General features: G+C 33.9%; 16 protein-coding genes. 8 read left to right on the top strand and 8 right to left on the bottom strand.

All coding sequences use genetic code 11. The features are described 5' to 3' along the window. Positions 1-5: 5 nt before the first annotated feature. The 7 genes from obgE (at position 6) to AA089_RS10485 (ending at position 7,174) form a co-directional block, all read left to right on the top strand. Entirely contained in the window at positions 6-1,004 is a 999-nt protein-coding gene (obgE, locus tag AA089_RS10515; RefSeq protein ID WP_046756903.1) for a GTPase ObgE, read from the top strand. A gap of 225 nt (positions 1,005-1,229) precedes the next feature. Then, positions 1,230-1,631, top strand: a complete 402-nt coding sequence (locus AA089_RS10510) for a hypothetical protein (RefSeq protein ID WP_046756902.1) — start codon at positions 1,230-1,232, stop codon at positions 1,629-1,631. Positions 1,632-1,679: 48 nt separating this feature from the next. Next, complete coding sequence (locus AA089_RS10505) at positions 1,680-2,567, top strand: hypothetical protein (protein WP_046756901.1); 888 nt, start codon at positions 1,680-1,682, stop codon at positions 2,565-2,567. A gap of 111 nt (positions 2,568-2,678) precedes the next feature. Further along, a complete protein-coding gene (locus AA089_RS10500; protein WP_046756900.1) occupies positions 2,679-3,575 on the top strand; it encodes a hypothetical protein in 897 nt (298 codons plus the stop codon). Between the two features lie 56 nt (positions 3,576-3,631). Next, the gene (locus AA089_RS10495) at positions 3,632-4,324 is read left to right on the top strand and encodes a Type 1 glutamine amidotransferase-like domain-containing protein (RefSeq protein ID WP_046756899.1); all 693 of its coding nucleotides are present in this window, start codon (positions 3,632-3,634) and stop codon (positions 4,322-4,324) included. 973 nt (positions 4,325-5,297) lie between these two features. Next, on the top strand, positions 5,298-6,437 hold the full coding sequence (locus AA089_RS10490) for a hypothetical protein (RefSeq protein WP_046756898.1): 1,140 nt from the start codon (positions 5,298-5,300) through the stop codon (positions 6,435-6,437). 176 nt (positions 6,438-6,613) lie between these two features. Then, complete coding sequence (locus AA089_RS10485) at positions 6,614-7,174, top strand: hypothetical protein (protein WP_046756897.1); 561 nt, start codon at positions 6,614-6,616, stop codon at positions 7,172-7,174. Between the two features lie 78 nt (positions 7,175-7,252). On the opposite strand, the gene AA089_RS10480 is transcribed toward AA089_RS10485, so the two are convergent. Continuing rightward, a complete protein-coding gene (locus AA089_RS10480) occupies positions 7,253-7,507 on the bottom strand; it encodes a hypothetical protein (RefSeq protein WP_046756896.1) in 255 nt (84 codons plus the stop codon). An 894-nt stretch (positions 7,508-8,401) separates the two neighbouring features. Further along, positions 8,402-14,494 (bottom strand): alpha-2-macroglobulin family protein, encoded by a 6,093-nt coding sequence (locus AA089_RS10475; protein WP_046756895.1) that lies wholly within the window; start codon positions 14,492-14,494, stop codon positions 8,402-8,404. A 316-nt stretch (positions 14,495-14,810) separates the two neighbouring features. Here AA089_RS10475 and AA089_RS10470 point away from each other — a divergent pair, with 316 nt between their 5' ends. Further along, on the top strand, positions 14,811-15,764 hold the full coding sequence (locus tag AA089_RS10470; RefSeq protein WP_046756894.1) for a tetratricopeptide repeat protein: 954 nt from the start codon (positions 14,811-14,813) through the stop codon (positions 15,762-15,764). 18 nt (positions 15,765-15,782) lie between these two features. Here AA089_RS10470 and AA089_RS10465 read toward each other — a convergent pair whose 3' ends face one another. The 6 genes from AA089_RS10465 to AA089_RS10440 all read right to left on the bottom strand — a co-directional run bounded on the left by AA089_RS10465 (position 15,783) and on the right by AA089_RS10440 (position 21,954). Continuing rightward, the gene (locus tag AA089_RS10465; RefSeq protein WP_046756893.1) at positions 15,783-16,544 is read right to left on the bottom strand and encodes a cyclase family protein; all 762 of its coding nucleotides are present in this window, start codon (positions 16,542-16,544) and stop codon (positions 15,783-15,785) included. A gap of 18 nt (positions 16,545-16,562) precedes the next feature. Continuing rightward, the gene (locus tag AA089_RS10460) at positions 16,563-17,900 is read right to left on the bottom strand and encodes a hypothetical protein (protein WP_046756892.1); all 1,338 of its coding nucleotides are present in this window, start codon (positions 17,898-17,900) and stop codon (positions 16,563-16,565) included. 87 nt (positions 17,901-17,987) lie between these two features. Beyond that, positions 17,988-18,551 carry a tetratricopeptide repeat protein gene (locus AA089_RS10455; RefSeq protein ID WP_046756891.1) on the bottom strand — a complete coding sequence of 188 codons (564 nt, stop codon included), beginning with the start codon at positions 18,549-18,551 and terminating at the stop codon, positions 17,988-17,990. Between the two features lie 45 nt (positions 18,552-18,596). Further along, positions 18,597-19,055: a hypothetical protein gene (locus AA089_RS10450; RefSeq protein ID WP_046756890.1), complete on the bottom strand. Its 459-nt coding sequence runs from the start codon at positions 19,053-19,055 to the stop codon at positions 18,597-18,599. A gap of 56 nt (positions 19,056-19,111) precedes the next feature. Next, positions 19,112-19,978 carry a hypothetical protein gene (locus AA089_RS10445; RefSeq protein ID WP_046756889.1) on the bottom strand — a complete coding sequence of 289 codons (867 nt, stop codon included), beginning with the start codon at positions 19,976-19,978 and terminating at the stop codon, positions 19,112-19,114. Between the two features lie 158 nt (positions 19,979-20,136). Next, a complete protein-coding gene (locus AA089_RS10440) occupies positions 20,137-21,954 on the bottom strand; it encodes a glycoside hydrolase family 2 TIM barrel-domain containing protein (RefSeq protein ID WP_156168966.1) in 1,818 nt (605 codons plus the stop codon). Positions 21,955-21,959 lie beyond the last annotated feature (5 nt).

Genomic DNA, 21,959 nt, shown 5'->3' with positions numbered 1-21,959 from the left:
ATACAATGACAGATGGAAATTTTGTAGACTATGTAAAAATGCACATTACTTCTGGAAACGGAGGAAAAGGTTCTATGCATTTATTACGTGAAAAATACAACGCCAAAGGTGGACCCGATGGTGGCGACGGCGGACGTGGCGGACATATTATTCTTAGGGGAAATCAAAACCTTTGGACACTGTACCACTTTAAACTAAAACGACATCACAAAGCAGAACATGGAAGTCATGGAAGTTCAAACCGAAGTACAGGAGCTGATGGAGCTGATGTGTATTTGGATGTTCCATTAGGAACAGTAGTACGTGATACAGAAACAAATAACGTAATTTTTGAAATTACCGAACACGGTGAAGAACGCATCATTGCGCAAGGTGGAAAAGGCGGACGTGGAAACTGGCATTTCAAATCGTCTGTAAATCAGACACCAAGATATGCACAACCTGGAATTCCTGGCGAAGAAAAAGACATTCTATTAGAGTTAAAAGTATTAGCAGATGTTGGTTTGGTAGGATTTCCAAATGCAGGAAAATCAACTTTATTATCTGTAATTACATCTGCAAAACCTAAAATTGGCGATTACGAATTTACAACGCTAAAACCCAATTTAGGAATCGTAGAATACAGAGATTACAAATCGTTTGTCATGGCAGACATTCCTGGAATCATTGAAGGTGCTTCCGAAGGAAAAGGTTTGGGACATTACTTTTTGAGACATATTGAGCGAAACTCAACCTTACTATTTTTAATTCCTGCGGACAGTGCTGATATTTCCAAAGAATACGATATTTTACTCAATGAATTAAAAAAGTACAATCCAGAAATGTTGGATAAAGAACGGTTCATCGCGATTTCAAAATCAGACATGTTAGATGAAGAACTCATGGCAGAAATGCGCGTAGAACTTGATAAAGATTTAAACGTTCCATACATGTTTATCTCTTCCGTTGCTCAACTCGGCATTATGGAACTCAAAGATAAACTATGGGAAATGTTAAACAAATAATAAGAAGCGGCTTTAGAGTCGCTTTTTTTGTATCTTTTTTTCAGAAATAGATTTATTTATCCGTTTTTGTCATATTAATAATTCGTTACCCTGAACTTGATTCAGGGTCTCATTATATCGACTAAGTTTATTATGTCATGTGTTACTGAATCAAGTTCAGAATGACGCACTTTACACCTTTATCATACTTAATAAATATAGATTAACTCTATACAATCAATCAACATGAAAAAGATACTATTCCTTCTTTTAATCGCATTTACTCAACTTTCATTTGCACAAAAAGATGAGCGAATTTCCACTATAGATTTCGTTCAAATTGTAAATGGAAACAACGCAGAAGCAATGTATTACTATCAGCACAACTGGAAAATATTGCGTCAAATGGCACTAAAGGAAAACTACATTGCGTCTTTTGAAATCATGGAAACAACGTATTCTGAAGAAGCGCCTTTTCATCTCATGTTGATTACAACGTACACAAATAAAGCGCAATACGAACAACGTGAAGAACATTTTCAAGAACTCATAAAAGCGAAAGGAAAGCTAGAATTACTAAACGAGAAAAAACCAACTGAGTTTAGGAAGAATTTGTTTCATAAGGAAAATGTGAGACATCAGAATTAATTTATGTGAACTATCGTATCTTTCCAATATAAACTTAAATCAAGACGCTTGAAAAAATATCTTACCCTATTTATTATTGTATTTAGTGTATATTTCAATACTGCACAAAACATTGAATTCAAAGATGATATTGCTTTTATTGATGGTAAACCGTATTTAAAAATAGAAAGAAAGAGCAAGTATAAATTTTTGGTATATGATGTAAAAACCAATGAAAAACTGATCAAAGTCACAACGCAAAAAAAATACAATGAAATTAATCAGTTTATGTATTACATGACACGATTTTACTTCTTTACTATTAAAAAAGAACTGACGTTTAATGAGAAAGTTTTTGAGTCTGAATACGGCGTTATTGAATTTTTATATGAACATCAAGTTTTAGTATCTGATACTGCAATTACTACGAAAAAGGTTATTGATGATTATAAGCGTTTATCTACAAAAGCATCTTGTGAAAAGATTTTAAGAAATGATTATTCTCAAATACTCATTGACAATTTTCCGTCAGTAGTAAACAAGGATACGCTTTTTATCAATGAAGTAAAATATAGATGTGTACACAGTGCAGCTTACACAAAGAAGGTCATGTTTGATCGTTTCGGAATGTGGGACAAAGGAATAGTTACTCATAAATACTCACGTCATCCAAATTTAGTTTGGCAAAATGTAAAGCTCTTACCAGATATTGACAAAAAATTTACGGTGATCACTAGAGGTGTAGAAAGTAGGCAAACGATCTATGCTTCTGTGATGATTTTTGATGAAAATGGAAACGATATGTTAGCACCAAACTCCGTACTTCGATATCGTTTGGTTGGACTCTTCGGACTTTTTATAAGAGAAAACACGCGTGATCGTGCGTTCTACGATATATATTGGAAGAAATTAGACAAATATGATTGGAATGTGGTACAAGAATATAAGCGACAATAAAATAAATAATTCATGTGATTTACTTAAAATTGGCAAGTCATTAAGAAATTTAAACGGCTATCTCTAAAGAATAATACGTATCTTATTGTCAAAAATTAAAAGCAATTACTATTGAAAAAGTATCTTACCATATTCTTAATTATCTTTTGTCTGTATCTCACAACTGCTCAACCTATTCAAATAAAAAATGATATTGCATATGTTGATGACAAGCCTTATCTAAAAATACAAAAACAGAGCAATAAGCTCTTATTTCTTTACGATGTAAAAACGAACGAGGAATTACTAAAAGTTACCATTCAAGGGAAAAAGAATCGTCGTGAAAAAAAATACGATTACAAAACGAAATTCTATTTTTTTAAAATCAAAAAAAAATTGAATTTCAGCAATATAGTTGTCAATGACGAAAAGGAATTGATTTATTTTCTTTACAGTCATCAATTGTTTTTGCCAGGGAAAACTTGGACAAAAGCAGAAATTTTAAAACAATACGAAAGTTTACAAAACAAATCAAAATGTCATAATACACCTGAAAATAGTTTTTCGGAATACATATACGATGATTTTATTTCAATTGTCAACAAGGATACGCTAAGGTTTAATGAAGTAAAATACAAGTGTGTTCAGAGTTCCTACTATATTCAAAAAATCATGTATGATCGTTTTGGAAAATGGCATAAAGCAATTCTTCAAAGTACAGATGCTAACGGTCCAAGCTTAATTTGGAATAATGTGAAACTACTAAAAAATGTAGATGAGAAGTTTACAATAATCGCAAGAGGTTTTGAAGGAGAACACCAATATAGATATACTTCTATGATGATTTTTGATGCGAAAGGAAAAGACATGTTAGCCGAAAACGCACCATATCGATTTACCTTTGTAGAACTCTTTGGATACTATATCAATGAAAATTATGCAAGTAATGATTTTTATGAAGTCTACAGGAAAACATTCAATCCAGAACGTTGGCGAGAGATAGAATCCTATCGAAGAAACAAAAACTAGCCATACATTTATAAAAAGATATTTTTAACTTTAATCCAACAATCCAACATAAAACCATGAATGCAACACCAACATTATTTGTTTACGGCGGACAAGTCAATCGAGAATTTGTAAAATACACAGCCAAACTCACAGGAAAATCAAAACCACGAATTTGCTTTTTACCAACCGCAACAGGCGATGCACTTTGGTACATCAATTATTGGTATGAGTTATGTCATGATTTAGAAGTAGAACCACACATTTTAAAAGTTTGGATTAGTTCAAGTTCACAAGATTGGGCTTTTGAAGATTATTTGCTAGAAATGGATGCCATTATTGTCGGTGGTGGAAATACATTAAACATGATGACTTTACTCAAAGCGCACGAAATTGACAAAGCATTGATGAAAGCGTATAAAAAAGGAATTGTATTGGCTGGCGGAAGCGCAGGTTCGCTGTGTTGGTTCAATGGAGGTTTTACAGATTCGCGACCTAAAGAACTCACATTTGTGGAAGGTTTCAATTTCTTGCCGTTCAGTCATTGTCCACATTACCATTCGGAAGCTTCACGTCGTCCATTATTTCATAGTAACATTGCTAACGGAATTTTGACAGATGGATATGCGTGCGATGACTTATCAGGTATTGTGTTTGAAAACGGAACACCTGTCAAAGCCATGTCGATAGACGAAGAAAATCATTCGTATTATGTTTACAAAAAAGGCGATCAAGTGATTGAAGAGCGTTTGGAATCGGAGTTGGTATAATACCTTGCTTTCAAATTTTCAAATTAACGAATCAACGAATAAACAGTTTCCAGTCTCAGTTTTCAGTAAAACGTTTACGAACAACAATTGTCATATCGAGCGCAGTCGAGATATAAAAGCAGTTCTTGATACAAAATTGGTGCACAAATTCACTCGGTTTGACGTATGGTTGTATTTTCAAATTGACGAATTAACGAATTAACGAATTAACGAGTCAACACTTTTCAGTCTCAGTTTTCAGAAAAAAGTTTACATGTAACAATTGTCATATCGAGCGCAGTCGAGATATAAAAGCAGCTCTTGATACAAAATTGGTGCACAAATTCACTCGGTTTGACGTATGGTTTTATTTTCAAATTGACGAATTAACGAATTAACGAATTAACGAGTCAACACTTTTCAGTCTCAGTTTTCAGAAAAAAGTTTACATGTAACAATTGTCATATCGAGCGCAGTCGAGATATAAAAGCAGTTCTTGATACAAAATTGGTGCACAAATTCACTCGGTTTGACGTATGGTTGTATTTTCAAATTGACGAATTAACGAATTAACGAATTAACGAGTCAACACTTTTCAGTCTCAGTTTTCAGAAAAAAGTTTACAAATAACAATTGTCATATCGAGCGCAGTCGAGATATAAAAGCAGCTCTTGATACAAAATTGGTGCACAAATTCACTCGGTTTGACGTATGGTTTTATTTTCGAATAAACGAATAAACGAATAAACGAATTAACGAATAAACAAATCAACAGTTTTCAGTTTCAGTTTTCAATAATGAGTTTACTAACAACAATTGTCATATCGAGCGCAGTCGAGATACAAAGCAACTTTCGATACAAATATTTTACAAATTCACTCGGTTTAATGTATGTATGTATTTTCGAATAAACAAATAAACAAATAAACGAATCATCAAATTCAAAATTCACAAATCAACAAAAAATTATATCTTAGTCAGGAATACCATTTTTATGAAAAGAAACATTTTTTATTTCCTCAGTTTTTATTTCGCTTTCGCGAATGTACACGCACAAGAATTTAAAAAACCTGTAATAGTTTCGCCTGAAAGCACATTTTACCAATATTTAGACAACGAAAAAATTTCGGATCCATCAAAATATAATGGAAATGTGAAAAAAGTGATTCGCACTTACAAGGAATATGAAAGCGGAGTTGATGTCATTTTTACACAAAAAACAATGCTCTTTGTCAATACGAAAGGACAATTGGAACGTACAGAAGCACGTACATATTCATACGGAATTGAAGATTCAAAAGACGTAACCTTTCATTTGAAAGAACCAAAAGCTAGTATTGAAACCAACGGAAATCAAACTATAAAAACGGTCAAAAGAGAAGTAGTGCCAGAAGGGTTTGAATACGAACCAGATTTGATTGGCGATGATAAATATGTGTATGAAAATGATCGTTTGATTGCGTATTATAATAATAGTGATAGCATTTCGTATGTGTACGACGAGAAAGATCGATTGCTCGAAATACATCAATTTGAAAGCTTCATTGCAGAAGAATATAATGATGAAGATGAATCAGTTGAATATTTTAGGTCTGGATTTGAAGATAAATTTTTGGAATTAGTCAGATATAAAAATGATGTACCAACTCAAAAAATAGTCTATGACAAATTTGGGGAAGTGATTGACGTTTACAAAAAGACATACACATATTCGGAAGATAACTTATTGATGCATTTTGAAACTATATATAAACGGTATTTGTTTGATTATTACGAAATTGACATACCAATCGCGAATCAGCCATATGAAACGTTTCCGGTAGTGGTAACAAGCGATAGTATCCAAAAAGGAACGTTTGAATACTCAAAAACAAATAAAATTACAGCGTATCAACGTACAAAAGGAGAAGACAAAGAAAACTACACCGTAACGTATGATGCACAAGATCGCATGCATTTGGTCGAAGGCACTTTGGTATTTTATCAAAAAGGAAATTTAGTTTCACTAGATGTTGAATATGAGTATTTATATGACGAAAAAGTAAATCCGAAAAGCATCAAGTCATACTATTACCTTGGTGGCGAAAAAATACTTCATAAAGAAACTATTTTTGAAATTGAATATTATGAATGATGTTTTTCTTCTTTAGAAACATTAAGAAAATAGATATCTATTTTTCGGTTGTCATCAAAATTTACACAATCGGGAAACTCCGTTAGTAATTCAGAAAGTTTGGGATGTTCCAAGTGCGAGAGAATAGGAATCAATCCTAAAATAATGTCTGAATCTTTACTTTATATTTACAAATCATGAAAAGATTCATACTTGCACAAATGATTTTATTAATACTTCTTCTAATAAGTTGTGAAAAAAATAATACTCAAAAAGAAACAGTAAAAAAGGAAGTACAACAAGAAATACAATCAATAGTAATATCTCCGAAAGGAAATCAACTATTTACTGAAAGTGTAAAACTTCGTTATTTACAAAATGTGGATGGTTATGTATTGACTTCGGCAGCAGTAAGCTCTTGTGAAAATTCTGGAGGAGGAATTGAAAATCCTGATGATGATAAGAAAATTACAAAAATAACCAATGCAGAAGATCGATTTTTGATTGAATTTACTGTTGTAGAAAACTGCTGTTCTGAATTTTTATGTGAAGCAGAAATTGTGGATGAAACTACTCTAAATATTCTATATCATCCGTTTGGTAATCACTGTTCATGTGAATGTAAATTTGAAATGAAATATACATTTACAGTAAATACTTCTTTGGAAGCAATAGGAGAGAAGCTTACCGAAATCACACATGTACAATTTAATAGTGATACATCTTCAAAAGTAACATTTAAACATAAAAAAGAATAGATGGAAGTTAAAAACACAAAGACATTCCTAATATAAAAAGAATGCCTTGTATAATTCTATGGATGAAATGTCTACAGATTAATCCATTTCCCATTGAAGTTTCGTTTTTTCACTTACGGTTCTGTAGTCTAACTGTAAAGAGTTGACATTCACAACAACTTTTGAAACTCCAGGATGTAATGGAATCGAAGGTCTTTGTCCGTCAAGACCATAAAAAACTTCTGCTTCTCCTTGCGGTTCAAATGAAAGTGTGATTTGTGCTGGAAATCTACTTGGTGTTACTTGTGCACTACCGTTTGATTGTGCGTCTAAAATTAAAGTTGATGTACTCATACTAATTGCTTTTAAAAAATGATTAATTAATAAGGTTTGTTTGATAGGGTAAAATTGTCACTTTTATAAACAATAGGGAAGCGTATTTTCGCTCAAAGTGAAATACAAGTGTATTATACGCAAATGCAAGTACTTTTACTTGACTTTGGAAAGTATCTAAATAAGCAAAGGGAATTGGAGGAGTTTTGATACGGAATCAATCAACAGTTTCCAGTCTCAGTTTTCAGTACTAAGTTGACTAACAACAATTGTCATATCGAGCGCAGTCGAGATATAAAGCAGCTCTCGATACAAATTGATTGCACAAATTCACTTGATCTGACGTAATGGTTGTATTTTCAAATTAACGAATTAACGAATAAACGAATAAACGAATCAACAACTTAACAGTTTCCAGTCTCAGTTTCCAGTACTAAGTTGACTAACAACAATTATCATATCGAGCGCAGTCGAGATACAAAACAGCTCTCGATACAAATTTGTTGTACAAATTCATTTAAACTAACGCAATGGTTGTATTTTCAAATTAACAAATTAACAAATTAACGAATAAACAGTTTCCAGTACTAAGTTGACTAACAACAATTGTCACATCGAGCGCAGTCGAGATATAAAGCAGCTCACGATGCAAATTGATTGCACAAATTCATTTAAACTAACGCAATGGTTCTATTTTCAAATCAACAAATCAACAAATCAACGACTTAACAGTTTCCAGTCTCAGATTCCAGTACTAAGTTGACTAACAACAATTGTCATATCGAGCGCAGTCGAGATACAAAGCAGCTCTCGATACAAATTTGTTGTACAAATTCACTCGGTTTGACGTAATGGTTGTATTTTCAAATTAACGAATTAACAAATTAACAAATCAACAAATAACAAAACACCAATCTAGTCCACGTTCACACGAACACCTTCACTATGACTGCTAAACTCAGGCGCGTACATACTTTGAATGGTTGTAATTCCGTTTGAAAATTCTCCTTTATTGTTTACACGCAAATCATATTCAAACACAAAAACACCTTTTGGTAAGTAATCGAAAAAGAAATTCGTACTAGCATCTTTGGTACTTTCGTAATAACCCAAACCATCTTGCCACTTGTATTGCGATAATACATTAATTGGTTCCAAACCAGCCGCACGCATGTCTTTCATATGTACAAATTCCATGACTCTGTCATTGCGTAATTCTATGCGAACTCGAATTAAATCGCCCAAGGCTAATTTGCTGTTTTCGTCAATTGCTGTCAACACTTCGCCTGTATCATCATATGTGCGTTTGAATAGTTTTTTGCTTAATTTTAATGAAGTTTCAGCTGTGGTAATTTTATCTAAATCTTCAAAATATTGCCAGTACAATCCGCCCCAAGCGATTCCTTTACCTTTCTTGGTCATGGTTACTTTTGCCATTTCAGGCGTGATTTCGTTTCCATTCCATGAGGTTTTAAAATATCCTGTGCCAGCTTCTACTTTTACATTTTCTAAGCTAGTTGGCGAAATTTTTTGATTTCCAACCGTCACATCTACCATGTCCGTTACCGAAAGCCAATCGCTTCCTTGCAATAATAACGCATAGACTGCATCCGAAGTTGCTTTGGTGGTTGACCAACGATTGGTTTGTTTGTTCTTCAACAGCCAAATCTTTAGATTATCTACCGTAGTGATGTCATTAGAAATTTCTGAAAATACTTCAATCATCAACGCTTGCGTTTCAATTGGCGCCTGATACCAATACCAAGAAGCCGTATTTGCTTTCCAATACATGCCCAATTCGTCACTTGTAATGCTATTTTCCGCCAACGAACGTACAATTGCAGTTGCCGTATTTGGATTGTTATATCTGTGCGAAACTAACGCCATTAATCCTTTTGAATATAAACTTCTATTCAACCAATATTTCTTGATTTGTCCTCTGTAATAATCTGTAATTTCCAATACTTCTTTCGATCTTTCAAACTGAGGAAAGAAGCTTCGCGTGTACAAATAATGCAATTGAGAATACGACAAATGATCTTTTGATAAATCTACATCTTTGTCATATTTTCGAAGGTCTTTGTATTCTTGTACAAATTCTGCATCCAAATAACCAATTGCTTTTTCAATAAGCATTGAAGCTTCATTAGTTGTGTAAATTTCTACGCCGAGTTTGTCTAAATGTCCATAACCTGCAATAATATGTTGTGTGATGAATCGGTTACTGCGTCCACCTTTAAACCAAGGAAAACCGCCTGAATCGTATTGCATTTGTGCTAACTTTTGAAGCGTACTTGATTGTTCATTTTTCATTCGGTTAAGATCGAATAATAACGCAATTCGTTTCTTCTGTTCCGTTTCTGATTGTGCATCGCGAACCCAAGGCGTTTCTTGAATTAGTAAAGATTTTAATTCCTGATTCTTCTCTAAATTACTCAACAATGCATCCGAAGTTTTCCACTGATTGAATACTTCTTGAATTCTCGGATTGCTATTTGCAATGTGACTCGCCAATGCATTTGCGTAATATCGTGAGAATGTTTGTTCGGCACATTCGTATGGATATTCCATTAAATACGGCAATGCTTGTACCGCATACCAAGCAGGATTAGAAGTTACTTCCAAACTTAGTTTATGATGTTGTAATGTTGCCGAACTTGTGTTTGAAAGTTTGTCTAATGTAAATGTTTTTGTTTCGTTGGAACGAATCCACATTGGCAAGGTTTCCGTCACTAGCATTCTGTTTGATAATACAGGCAACGCACCTTGTTCTCCATCGGAAAAGTTGCCCGCTTTTGCAGTAATTGTATACTGAACTGCCTGAATGGTTTTTGGAATGTATAAAGTCCAAGATACTTGTGTGTTTCCGTTGGCATCTACTGAAAATGCTTGTGTTGGAGTTCCTAATCGTGGAAATAATGCAGGATTGATGTCGTTTCCAGTAATAGGATCAACCAATTGCAATGACGCTTCTCCTGTTAAGTTATTTTCAGAAAGATTTGAAATTTTGCTACTAATGACAATTTTATCGCCTTCACGTAAAAAACGCGGTACATTTGGCAATACCATTAATTCTTTTTGCGTCACTGTTGTTAGTGATTTCGTTGCCGAATGTAACTCTTTTGTATGTGCTAACAGTTGCAATTTCCACTTCGTTAAGGCTTCAGGAGTTGTAAAGCTAAACGAAACATTTCCATCTTTGTCTGTTTGTAATTGTGGAAAGAAAAACGCCGTTTCTTGCAAATTTTTGCGCGGAACAATCGTTGTTTCTTCTTCAAATAGCTCATACATTTTACTTGATTCAGCATCTCCATCTCTAAAAGAAGCATTATCTTTTTCTTTAGTATTAATTGGAGTACTTTCATTAGCTGTCATAAATGCAACTTCTTCTACCATTTCGGCATCATTTACAACTTCAACTCCACCTGAAATACCTTGCATTGTCGATGATATTCGTTGACTTGATCGTAGTACATTTTTTCGCAGATATTGATTTCTTGCATTTTGCATTCGGAAGCCAAACCAATTGAGTCTGTCGTACGATTGTGTATCGTAGTATTTGGCAGAATAATTAGTGTAGCGAGTAAAACCTGTTGTTCCGAAACTTTGCGAAGCTTTTATAGATATAGAACTGTAATATATAGGTTGATCTAATGGCGAAAACTGCCATTTATGCGATCTAAATTCGTCCAAAGAAGCATCATACATACTTGTCAATAATTCAGACGTAACTTTTTCTCCTTTTGCACCTTTGATATGGAAACTCCACGTTTCTTCTTGTCCAGGTTTTAGTTTGTCTCTAAAAGTCGTTGTTTCAATTTGCAATTCGGATGGCGGATATATTACAGAAACATTCACAGGTTTTGACACAATACTGTTAAAAATAGTCGTTGTACAATGTATTTTAAAACCACCTTCATCAGCTTTTGACACAGGAATTTTCACTTCCTTCTTGCCGTTTTTCATCGAAATAACATATGTGTTGATAATTTTATGATCTTTTTCAACATCAACAGTGACCGTCATATCTTTTAAAGCAGCAACTAAGGTTAGTATAACTGTTTCGTTTGGTTGATATAAAACTTTATCAATAGAAACCTCTAAGAGTTTTTGATCGGCAGTAACATCGTCTTTTTCATTAAAAACATCCGCATACACAATGTCTTTAATTTCCATACCATTGGCATCTTTTGTGTTGAGTTCAATAACATATTTTCCAGATTTCCAACGTTTGATGTTTCCGAGTTCAAGTTTTGAACTTTTTTCGGTATCAAATGATTCGTCAAATACTTTTTTTCCTTTTTTCCATTGTTTGAAATCTTCTTCTTCACGTGTGTAGGCATCATGCGGAAATTGCTTTTTAAATTCACTTTCAGAAAGCATTGCATAATCTGGAACGTTCCAAGGACGCTTGCGCAACACACGATCAGGCGCTTGTAGTTTATGAATGGTAATTGTTCCTGTAGCATTGACTTCTTCGCCGTTTAAATTTTTAGTAACAACTGTCAGTGTATGTGCTCGGTTATTTGCATTTATCAGCCTGTTCATATCCACTTTTGCGGTCAATGTGTGGTATCCAACATGAATCGTGGTTGTAGTACTTCTGGTTTCGCCATTAAGATCTGTAATGTCTGCCGAAACTTCATAGTCAAATATTGGCAGCAGTGTTTTATCTACAGTAGTGTCAGGAATTGCTTTAAACGTAATTTCAAAGTTTCCAGAAGCATCTGTCGTAGTTTCTCCCGACGTAATTTGTTGCGAACTTGTTTGAATGTATGGACGTCTCCAAAATGCCCATGCAGGATACCGTGGCGTACGTTTTACAGTATATGTTACTTTGGCATCGGTAATGTTGCTTCCAGCGAACGCTTTAGCATTTCCTTTCGCAATTACGTCATCATTTACGGAATAACTATTTTTAACAGGAAGAAATTCAGCTTCAAATTTTGGACGTTTGTATTCTTCTACAGAAAAGTTCGTTCTTCCATTTGCGGTCGGAAATTCGTCTACATCAGCTTCTAACATATAGGTTCCTGTAAGTCCTGAGTTTGGCAAGATAAATTCGCCTTTTATAGAACCGTATTCATTGGTGACAAAGGTTTGTTCTGAAACTTTCTGACGGTTCGTATCGTACAGAATTACAAAGATTTTTTCATTAGCCAATACAGTTGATTTTCCATCTTCCGTTTTTACCAAAATACCTTTGAAATGTAATGTTTGTGCAGGTCTGTAAATGCTTCTATCTGTAAAGAAAAATAAATTTACTTTCGGATCATTGTTGCTAACGCCGTAACTTTTATAAATGTAATAGCTGCCAAAATGAGCCGTTTCTGTGTCGTTTTTTATATGGATGCGTACATTGCGTAAGCTAGCTTCATTGTTAAAAATAACGCTTCCTGTGTTGTCTGTAGTGAGCTTTTTCGATAATAGTCTTTTAGAACTACGCGTTGTATAGTTGAACTCTACTTCTTGATTGGCAATTGGAGTTCCCGTATTTCTATTGGTTACTTGAAAGATAGAATTTGTAGGCGAGTTTTTGTGAATCAACGCCATATTGGTAACTTGTACAATTCCGAAAGCATAAAAATCCTTTGAAAAATCAGCCGTTTTAGAAGCCGTAATCACATGATATCCATTTTTAAGCGCTGGCAATGAAACTTCAGTTGTGTGTAAATGATAATCATTTTCGGTAGGAAGTTTTACGTTCCATGTTTCGTATGCTCTGAGTTGTTTCAAAAAAGCATAACGCTCTTCTTTTCTATATATTTTTTGGAAACTTTCATATTCAGCTTGCGTTATTGGAATGCTTGAAAAATATAAACGATCCACATTTTTATAAGAAACCAATACTTTTGAAACCGTAGCAATTGGAAGGTAATTCTCGGTTTGTATGTTTAACTCCGGTTTTTTGATTCCGTGTTTTATGATTTCACATTTTTTTGCGGCAATACTTTTCGGAAATTTTGCAATAACACCGTCACACAATTGAATTGCTTTTTTATAACTCCATTGATATTCAGGATTTGTAATGGCATTGTATTTCGAAGCTTGGCGCTGATATAAAACGGCGGTTTCGGCATCATACATTCCCGAATGTGGATGTGTTGGATAGTTCGTTTTTTCATTTTGAAAAGCTTCAATTAACTTTTCATTTTTGTCACTAAATGTAGCTTTTTGTTGTACAAAATATAAACGTTCAATGTTAACGTCAATAAGTGCTTCAGGGGTTTTATCTTGTAAGTGAAATCGAATTAAATCTTGATAAATTTTCAGTGCTTTTGCTTCTAACGAAAGTGAATCTTTTGTGGTCAGATTTAGTTTTGTAAAAAGTGTTGCATCGCATAAATATTCAGGATTGTCTATCGTAAATGCAAAAGCAGGTTTTGTGATGTTATTTTCATCCGATTTATAAAATTTTAAGGCATTGTGCGCTAAAAAATCATATACTGTAGGTCTGTACTTTTCAGAACCTTTTTCTTTGTAAAGAATTGCGTCAAACGCCGATATATCAAGTTGTTGTAATTGTGTTGCATTTTCCAGTGAAGCATCAAAATGCAGATGAATTTCACTAAAAAGTGTTTCTAAATCCCACGTTCTAAAATCATTCGCATCCACTTTTTCATTGGTCTTTGTTCTATTATAAAATAGGTAGCGACTGCCTTGAAAATATTGCCAATAAATGGTTCCTAAAATACTTTGTAATATATTTTTTGTTGGAAATGATTGTGTCGCAATTTCGGCTTTTAAATCATTTACGATCGTTAATTGTGCATCTTCTTCTAAAATTAACTGATAGCTTGCTTTTTTAAGAAATGCTTTTATGATTTGCGGATTGTTTTTGTCGCGTTTGGCAAGTGCCGCAATTTCAGAAACTTTTTCAAAAGCAGACTTGGTTAAGCCTTTTTTGTCAAATGTTTCTACCTCTTTCCACAAGCTGAGGTAGTTTTGTTGGGCATTTGAAAATTGACTAAATAAAACAATCATAAATAGTGTAAGGATGTTTTTCATAATGAATTACCTGCGCTGACAGGAATCTTTTTAATTTTAATAACGAGGTTCCTATGTAGAACTTGTTTTTACAGTAATCTAACTATAAAAACCAAGCGATATTCTTTTACGTATGTAAAGTAAGAATTTTATAAATAATACGTTCTACCAATGAATTATTATTTTGTAAATAACAAAGAGTATTCCAAAATGAATTCGCGAAAAAACAAAGGAAACACTATCTTTGGTATTGAACTCGTTTAAACTTTTCGCCTAAATCCGAAAAGTTTAAACGAGTTCATTAAAACTGCTAGTAGTAAAAGAAATAAAAAAACGAATGAAGTATTATTTTCTAATTATTCTATCTGTTCCAATGTTCTTATGGAGTCAGACACCTTCAGAAAAAGTCACCGATTTATTTGCTAAGAAGCAATACATTGAAGCCATTACCATTATAACGTCACAACTTGAAAAGACACCGAATGATCCTGAGTTTATAGAATTTTTGGGCGATGCGTACGGTTATCAAGAAAAGTGGGATGACGCGATTGAAAGTTATGAAAAGTTGGTAAAGTTAGACGATTCTAATGCTGATTATCATTATAAGTATGGCGGTGCCATGGGCATGAAAGCGTTGAATGTGAATAAGTTGAGAGCGCTTGGTTTGATAGGAGATGTAAAACGATCATTTAAAAAAGCAGCAGAACTCGATCCAAAACATATTGATGTTCGTTGGGCTATGGTAGAATTGTACATGCAGTTGCCAGGAATTATTGGCGGAAGCAAACGAACTTCGATGAAATATGCCAACGAATTGGAAAATCTTTCAAAAGTAGACGGCTATTTGGCAAAAGGCTATATTTATGAATATGATGATGAGCCTGAACTCGCAGAAAAGTTTTATAAGAAAGCTATTGAAATTGGTGGTTCGTTAACGTGCTATAAAAAGCTGACGGATTTATACGAAAAGCAAAAACAACCTGAAAAAGCGATTGCCAATATTGAAAAAGCACACGAAAAGCATCAACGAAATGCGTTGCATTATCAAATTGGGAAAGTTGCTGCTGAATACAATTTGGAACTCGAAAAAGGCGAGAAGTGTTTGTACATATACATAGAAAATTATACGGCTAAAGACGGCGTTCCAAAATCGTGGGCATATTATCGTTTGGCGCAAATATTCAAACATAAAGGCAACAAACAGGAAGCTTTACAATGGATTGAGAAAGCGTTGGCTGAAAAAGAGTTGAAACCTTTTAAGAAGGAAAAGGAAACCATTTTGAGCATGTAATATTTCTGAGATTCTATGTTATTCTAACATTGCTACAACTCTCGCAGGTGCGGCAGAAGCTCCCACAATTTTTAATGGAAAGACGGCAACTTTGAATCCTGAGTAGGGAAGTGCGTCTAAGTTTACCAATTGTTCCATATGGCAATATTCTTTGCGTTGTCCAACCAAATGTGCTTCCCAAAATAGTTCTGAATTTCCAGTTTCTTTTGCTTTTTTTAGCATGTATGGTAATGGCAAATCCCAGCCCCAAGCGTCAATTCCCATGACTTTGATGCCTTTGTCAATAAGCCATTCAGTTGCTTCCGCGCTCATGCCAGTTCCTACTTTATGAAAATCTTTGGTGCCGTTGTATTTGTCTCTTCCCGTTTTGATTAAAACGATCATTTTAGGTTTTATTGTCAAATTATTTTCTGCTAAGAAATCTTCCATATCTTTTACCGTAATAGCATCAAAATCTGCTTTGTGTTTCATGTCAATCACAATGCCTTCTCCATAACACCAATCGAGTGGAACTTCATCAATTGTTTTTGCTTTTTCGCCGTTTACCGTTGGCGAATAGTGCCAAGGCGCATCAATATGTGTGGTTGAATGTACGCCCATTTTCTGAATGGTATCATCTGCCCAACCTGTAAATCCTTTAGGAAATAGTCTGAAAGGCAAGCCCAATACGCGAATCAACCATTTGGCTTTCCGATGTGATTTGTGCTTTATTTTTACTTTCATAAACCAAGGATCGTTTTTGTTGTATTGAATTGGTTTTGATAAGTCGATGATTTTCATGATATGGTAGGTTTTTGGTTAGTCAGTTTTAATTTTTAATCCGCCTAATAAATAATCTGGATTGTCTGTTCCGAAGGTTAAAAACAGGTATAAATAGTTGTTGTGAATTATCGGAGAAATGAATCCGCCCAAATGATCGGCTGTCCATTCGTATTCAGGATATTTGTGATGAATGGTCATTGGATTTACAAGTAACGGACTGCGTTTGTCGTGTGTCCATGTATCATTTTCAAGTGTTAACAAACCATATTCACGATTGAACGATGTTAGATATTCCGATGGTAATTCTTCACTTCCTAGTAAGATATATAATTTTGATTTGAATGTTAGGTAACTCGCATCATCCGCTTTTCCTCTTACATAGCCAGTTTCATTTTTTGCTTTTTGAATGCAGTTTGATGAAATAATTCCTTGATTTTTGTCAAATGCTTTGAGAATGTCTTTAGTTGTAATTTCATGAACTTCCGATGCAATAAAACGGTTGCTTCTTCTGTGAAACAACACTCTAAATACGCCTTTATGTTTTGTAATTGCCAACGGAAAACTGTTTTGCTTTTCTCCATGCCATGCTGGAATTTGAATTTCTTTTGGCGCTTGTACCATCTTAAGTTCTTTGTCAAGAATCATATACGCTGACGTGTAGTTTCCGTTTGGTTGTTCTACGCCAAGTAAAACCAAGTAATTTCCATTTTTTAATTGTAAAGGATTTCCTGTACTGAATACATTTCCTTCTTTTTTAGCGAATGAAATTTGAGACGTATCCAATATTTTTTTATCGTGAAATGTCCAATTTTCCAAATCGGAACTTGTAGCGTAATAGATTGCTCTTGTTGCATGTGCGCCAAATACGACAGGCGTTAGCAACACATAATCATTATTACTTCTTTTAATGATTCCGCCCGATTGGATATAGTTGGTTTGTGCGTCTTGTATGTACGTTGGATATTCTTTGAATAAAGGTTTGTTATGAATGATTTCGTAATTGATAAATGGATTAAAAAATTCCAGTGTTTCGCCTTCGTCCATATTAAAAACACCAGCGTAGGTTTCGCCAAGCGTAATCCAACCACTTTTGAGATCGACATTTTTGATTTCTACAATCGTAGCTGCTTCTTCACTTTGAGTGATAAACCACGATTGATTCCCTGTAGCTTTTACAAGTAGCTTTTCCAAGTGTGTGTAATTGGTTTTGATGCGATTGTTTGCTTCGTCAATTTCCGTTACATAGATTGGATTTGCGCGTGCAATATTACTTTCCGTATCTGAAATCAGGCAGTTTTCAAAAATGGCATTCAAATCCTGTGCTTGAAGAGCTATAGTGGAAATAAGATATAAAAACAACAAAAGTCTTTTCATGGTGTTACGCATACGTTGGAGAAAGGTAGGGAAATTTCGTGTGATGTGGAAGTTACTGTGTTGTTGAGCTTTGAAAGTTTGTAAAGATTACGATTCTATATAAGGTGTTATCTTTTTCATTTCGATTGCAATCCAATGATTTTCAGGTAAGCATTCGAGTAATTCTGAAGGAAAAGCTTTCTCAGTTTCAGGAAGTTTTTTGTGCAATTCCAATACTTCTTCAAAGTGTTTTTCTCCTATATTTTTATTTCCAAGCTTATATTTACAATAGCCAATTTGTTCAATCAGTTTTGTGTATCTCCAGACTTGAAATTTCTTTAGTTTTTGTTTGTCAACTTTCGTATAATTTTCCAGCGCTAATTCCAATTGATGTAAGTCGTGATAACAATGTGCTAAGTATAATTGAGCTAAAACATTAGTTTCATCTAATTCGATCGCTTTTTTAAAATTCTTTATCGAACATTGAATATTTTTTTTCCAATCGTCAGATTCGTACTCAATAAGTCCGAGAATTTGATAGCAATTAGAGTCTAAATTCGAATGTTCAGCGAGTATTTCTTTTATTTCAGAACGCAATTGATCCTTTTCTTCTTTGCACTCAGCTAAAGTGAATTTGTTGTATTGTTCAAAAATATACTTTCGTAGATTCAAAATAGATTAAATTTATATTCGTTCTTGCTAAACAAAACTATAGTATTATTCAACGACAGTATGCGTGATACTTTGCATTTTTAAAGGATATCCGTTGATGTCTTCAAATTCAATTAAAAGTTCAATGGTATCATCATCCAATGTTTTCGGAATAAAATCATAACGAAAACCCGATTTGTATTGCTTTGCTAAAATGAGTTCTTTTTCATCTTTATCGGCATTTGTTACGCGATAGACATTATATTCAGGGAAGTCTATATCAATGCTATAGCAAAAGGCATAGTTTATTTGGTGTGGTTCATTCAGTTTTGAGGTATACTCACTCGGAAATCCGACGGCTGTCATTCGCATAAGGTTTTCACTTTGTATATTTTTTAATGAATCTGTCAATTTTTTATTTGATGCTTCTAGTGCAGCAATCTGACGGTTTAAGTCTTGAATTTTATCTTGATTACAAGATGCTAAACTGATAATCGCTATAGCTAGGAGGAATATTTTTTTCATGGTTTTTTGATGTTTTTTAATTCGTGATAGTATGTAAGCTGTTGTATGTGATTTTATTATTCACAATACTTTTTAATATGATTTAATTGCCAGCTATATACGTAATTTTTCAAATCATCAAGATCAAATAAAATTTCTGATTTGTTTTTTGGCAAAAATATTAAACTCGCTATTGGCGGATATATTTTTAAATTTTTATATGCTAATAATTTATGATGTCCATCCAAAACAAAATAATCTGAATGTATTGAATGGTCTGTTTTTGAGCCGTCGTCATTTAATCTGATGTCAGGATAAAAACAATTATAAGTAATTACAAAAGGTCTAGCTCCGTTAGAAATTTCGTTTTCAAAATATTTTACTCTTTCGATGTCAATTTCTTCTTTCGGTTGAGTTGCCAAAAAGAAAGTGTCAGATCCTGAATAAAAATTATAAGTTGAATAATCCAAAATATTTGACGGATAGAATTCTTTTGTAATGGCATTCTTTGTTAAAAAATCTTGATGTTCTTTGATACGTTTCTTTTCGTCCTTAGCAACTGTCAAATTTCCAAAATGCAATTCCCAATCACTTAGATGCGTTTTTGTGAAATTATCATATGAAGACTTATATTTAAACAGATCTTTATCTTCAGAATTATGAAATGATAGCACATATTCTCCATTAGGGAATAACTTGAAGAGTGGAAGAAGTAATTCATGTAGTCCCTCAATATTTTGTGAAAAGTCTGTATTCAAGTTTGAAGTTATCACCGTATGGATTTCGTTTCTGTATTCTTTTGAATAGGGCAATGAACAAAGAAATTTACCAATAGATCCTTGGTTGTCGTACCAACAAAATGTCAATGGACGAATAAAGGTAAAACTATCTCCATTAACGCCAATTTTTATCTTTCCTAAACCATTTTTAATTTCAAAATCCATTTCCAATTCTATCTTTTAAAATACATACTTTTTAGATGCATTACTTTTTAATTCAAAATACAAATTTTTAAGATTGATTACGGATCAAAAAAGTTTAAATTCCTTCATTAGTAATCAACGACCAACGAAAACTTTCTTTTAGATGCATTGTCTTTATATTATTCAAAAACAACCTCATCAATATAAATAGTTTGTGGAAAACCATAGCTTTGCGAAAAAAGCACCAATCCTGAACGAATACAACTCAAGTCTGCACGTTTTAGTTTGAAGGTGTATTTTTTCCATTCATCAGTGAGTTTTAGTTCTTCCGATTGTATCGCAGTATCAGGAAATGGTTTGTCAGTATCAATGAGTCCGAAACCAATTTTAGCTTTGATACCGTTTCGATCTGCTTTCGCCCAAAAGGAAAATGTTTTTGCATTTTCAATGGCATAACCACCTAAAGTATTGCCCCAATCGTTTTTTGGATCTACAAAAGCAACACCATACCAACCACTTCGTTCTTTATATTTTATTTTGATAGCGTGTGTGCCAGCTTTTACGTTTTGGCTGTGTTGTGTATCAACCGTCATGGCTTTGTAGTTTCCCATGTAACCTGTTGGAAGATACGGTAAATCTTCTCCGTCTTTGTATACATAAAAAGGCGCGTTCATCGTTGGCACCAAGTATTTTCTATTTTTTGCTTGTTCGTCATACGTAGTAATTCCTGTAGAAGCAATTCCGACATTATTGAATGTATCTTGGACATTTACATATACTTTTACAGCGCCATGTTCTTTGGGAATTTGAATTTCAAAACCATCAGCAAGTGAACCTCTATGTTTTAATTGGGTTACTTGATTTTTACGTTTTCTGCTTCCTAAACGTTGATTGTAATAAAATTGAATATCCAAATTTTCCTTTTCTGCATCGGATACGTTGAGCGTCACAGAAATCCAAGTGTCACTTTGCAATACATTATCTGAAATTTGAAACGTATGTATTTTTGGGACTTCGTTTATTGGTTCTTGTCCTGTATATGCTTTCCGAATTGCCCAATAAGTTGGACGATAAAAACCTCTGTGATGTGTAAATAACCAAGGACTTCCATAATCGTTACCATCAGCATAATGAAATACATATACGCCTAAGCAATTTGGTTTACTTTTGATCCAATCAGGATAACCGTTGGCAATGGTAGTATATTTTTCTTCATCAGAAGGTTCAACTTTTACGCCGTTTTGTTGTTGTTCGATGTCCCATTCGCCAGTAACATTGAATTCTGTGATGACGTATGGTTTGTTAATATTTCGTTTGTTGAGTTCATCAGCTAGAAAATTTGCGCCAGCGCCATAACAGTTTAAACCATAAATATCAAGTGATGGCACATGTTTCTGCCACCAATCGAGTCCAAACGTCCATGCTTCGATAGAAGTAATCGGATGGTTTTTATCAATTTTCTTAATGTTACTACAAATACGCTCCAAAAGTTTGGAATAGACTTCTTTTTCAGCGTCCGTTGCCATGTTGAGGTAAACTTCATTACCAATTCCCCAAGTTAATACCGCAGGATGATTTTTGTACGTATTGACTACATTTATGGCATTTTTATACATGACTTCCATGCCTTCGGTATCGGAGAGATAATCAAAACGATCGTCATCTTCCATGCCTGGACGTCCGTGTCGCATCCAAATGCCAACCATGATTTTGATGTCGTATTTTTGAGCAGCTTCCAAAAGTTGTGGCATGTTGCTTCCTGTTGCCCAAGTCCGAATGGTATTGACGCCAATTGCTTTTAAATCTTTAAAATAACGATCATAATTTGGGATGTCATCATCATATCCAAACGTAACACCTTTTACAGCAAACGGTTTTCCGTCAACTTGAAGCGTCCAAATGGAATCATTTTTTACAACTCTTACTTGTGCATGTGCAAACGTGCAATAAAAGTAGAGTAGCAGTGCGGAGAAAATAAAACAGCTTGTGTTTTTCATAGACT

The sequence above is a fragment of the Kordia jejudonensis genome (assembly GCF_001005315.1).
Lineage (GTDB): Bacteria > Bacteroidota > Bacteroidia > Flavobacteriales > Flavobacteriaceae > Kordia > Kordia jejudonensis.
The sequence above is the reverse complement of the archived record's forward strand: the minus strand, read 5'-3'. Positions and strand labels throughout refer to the sequence as shown.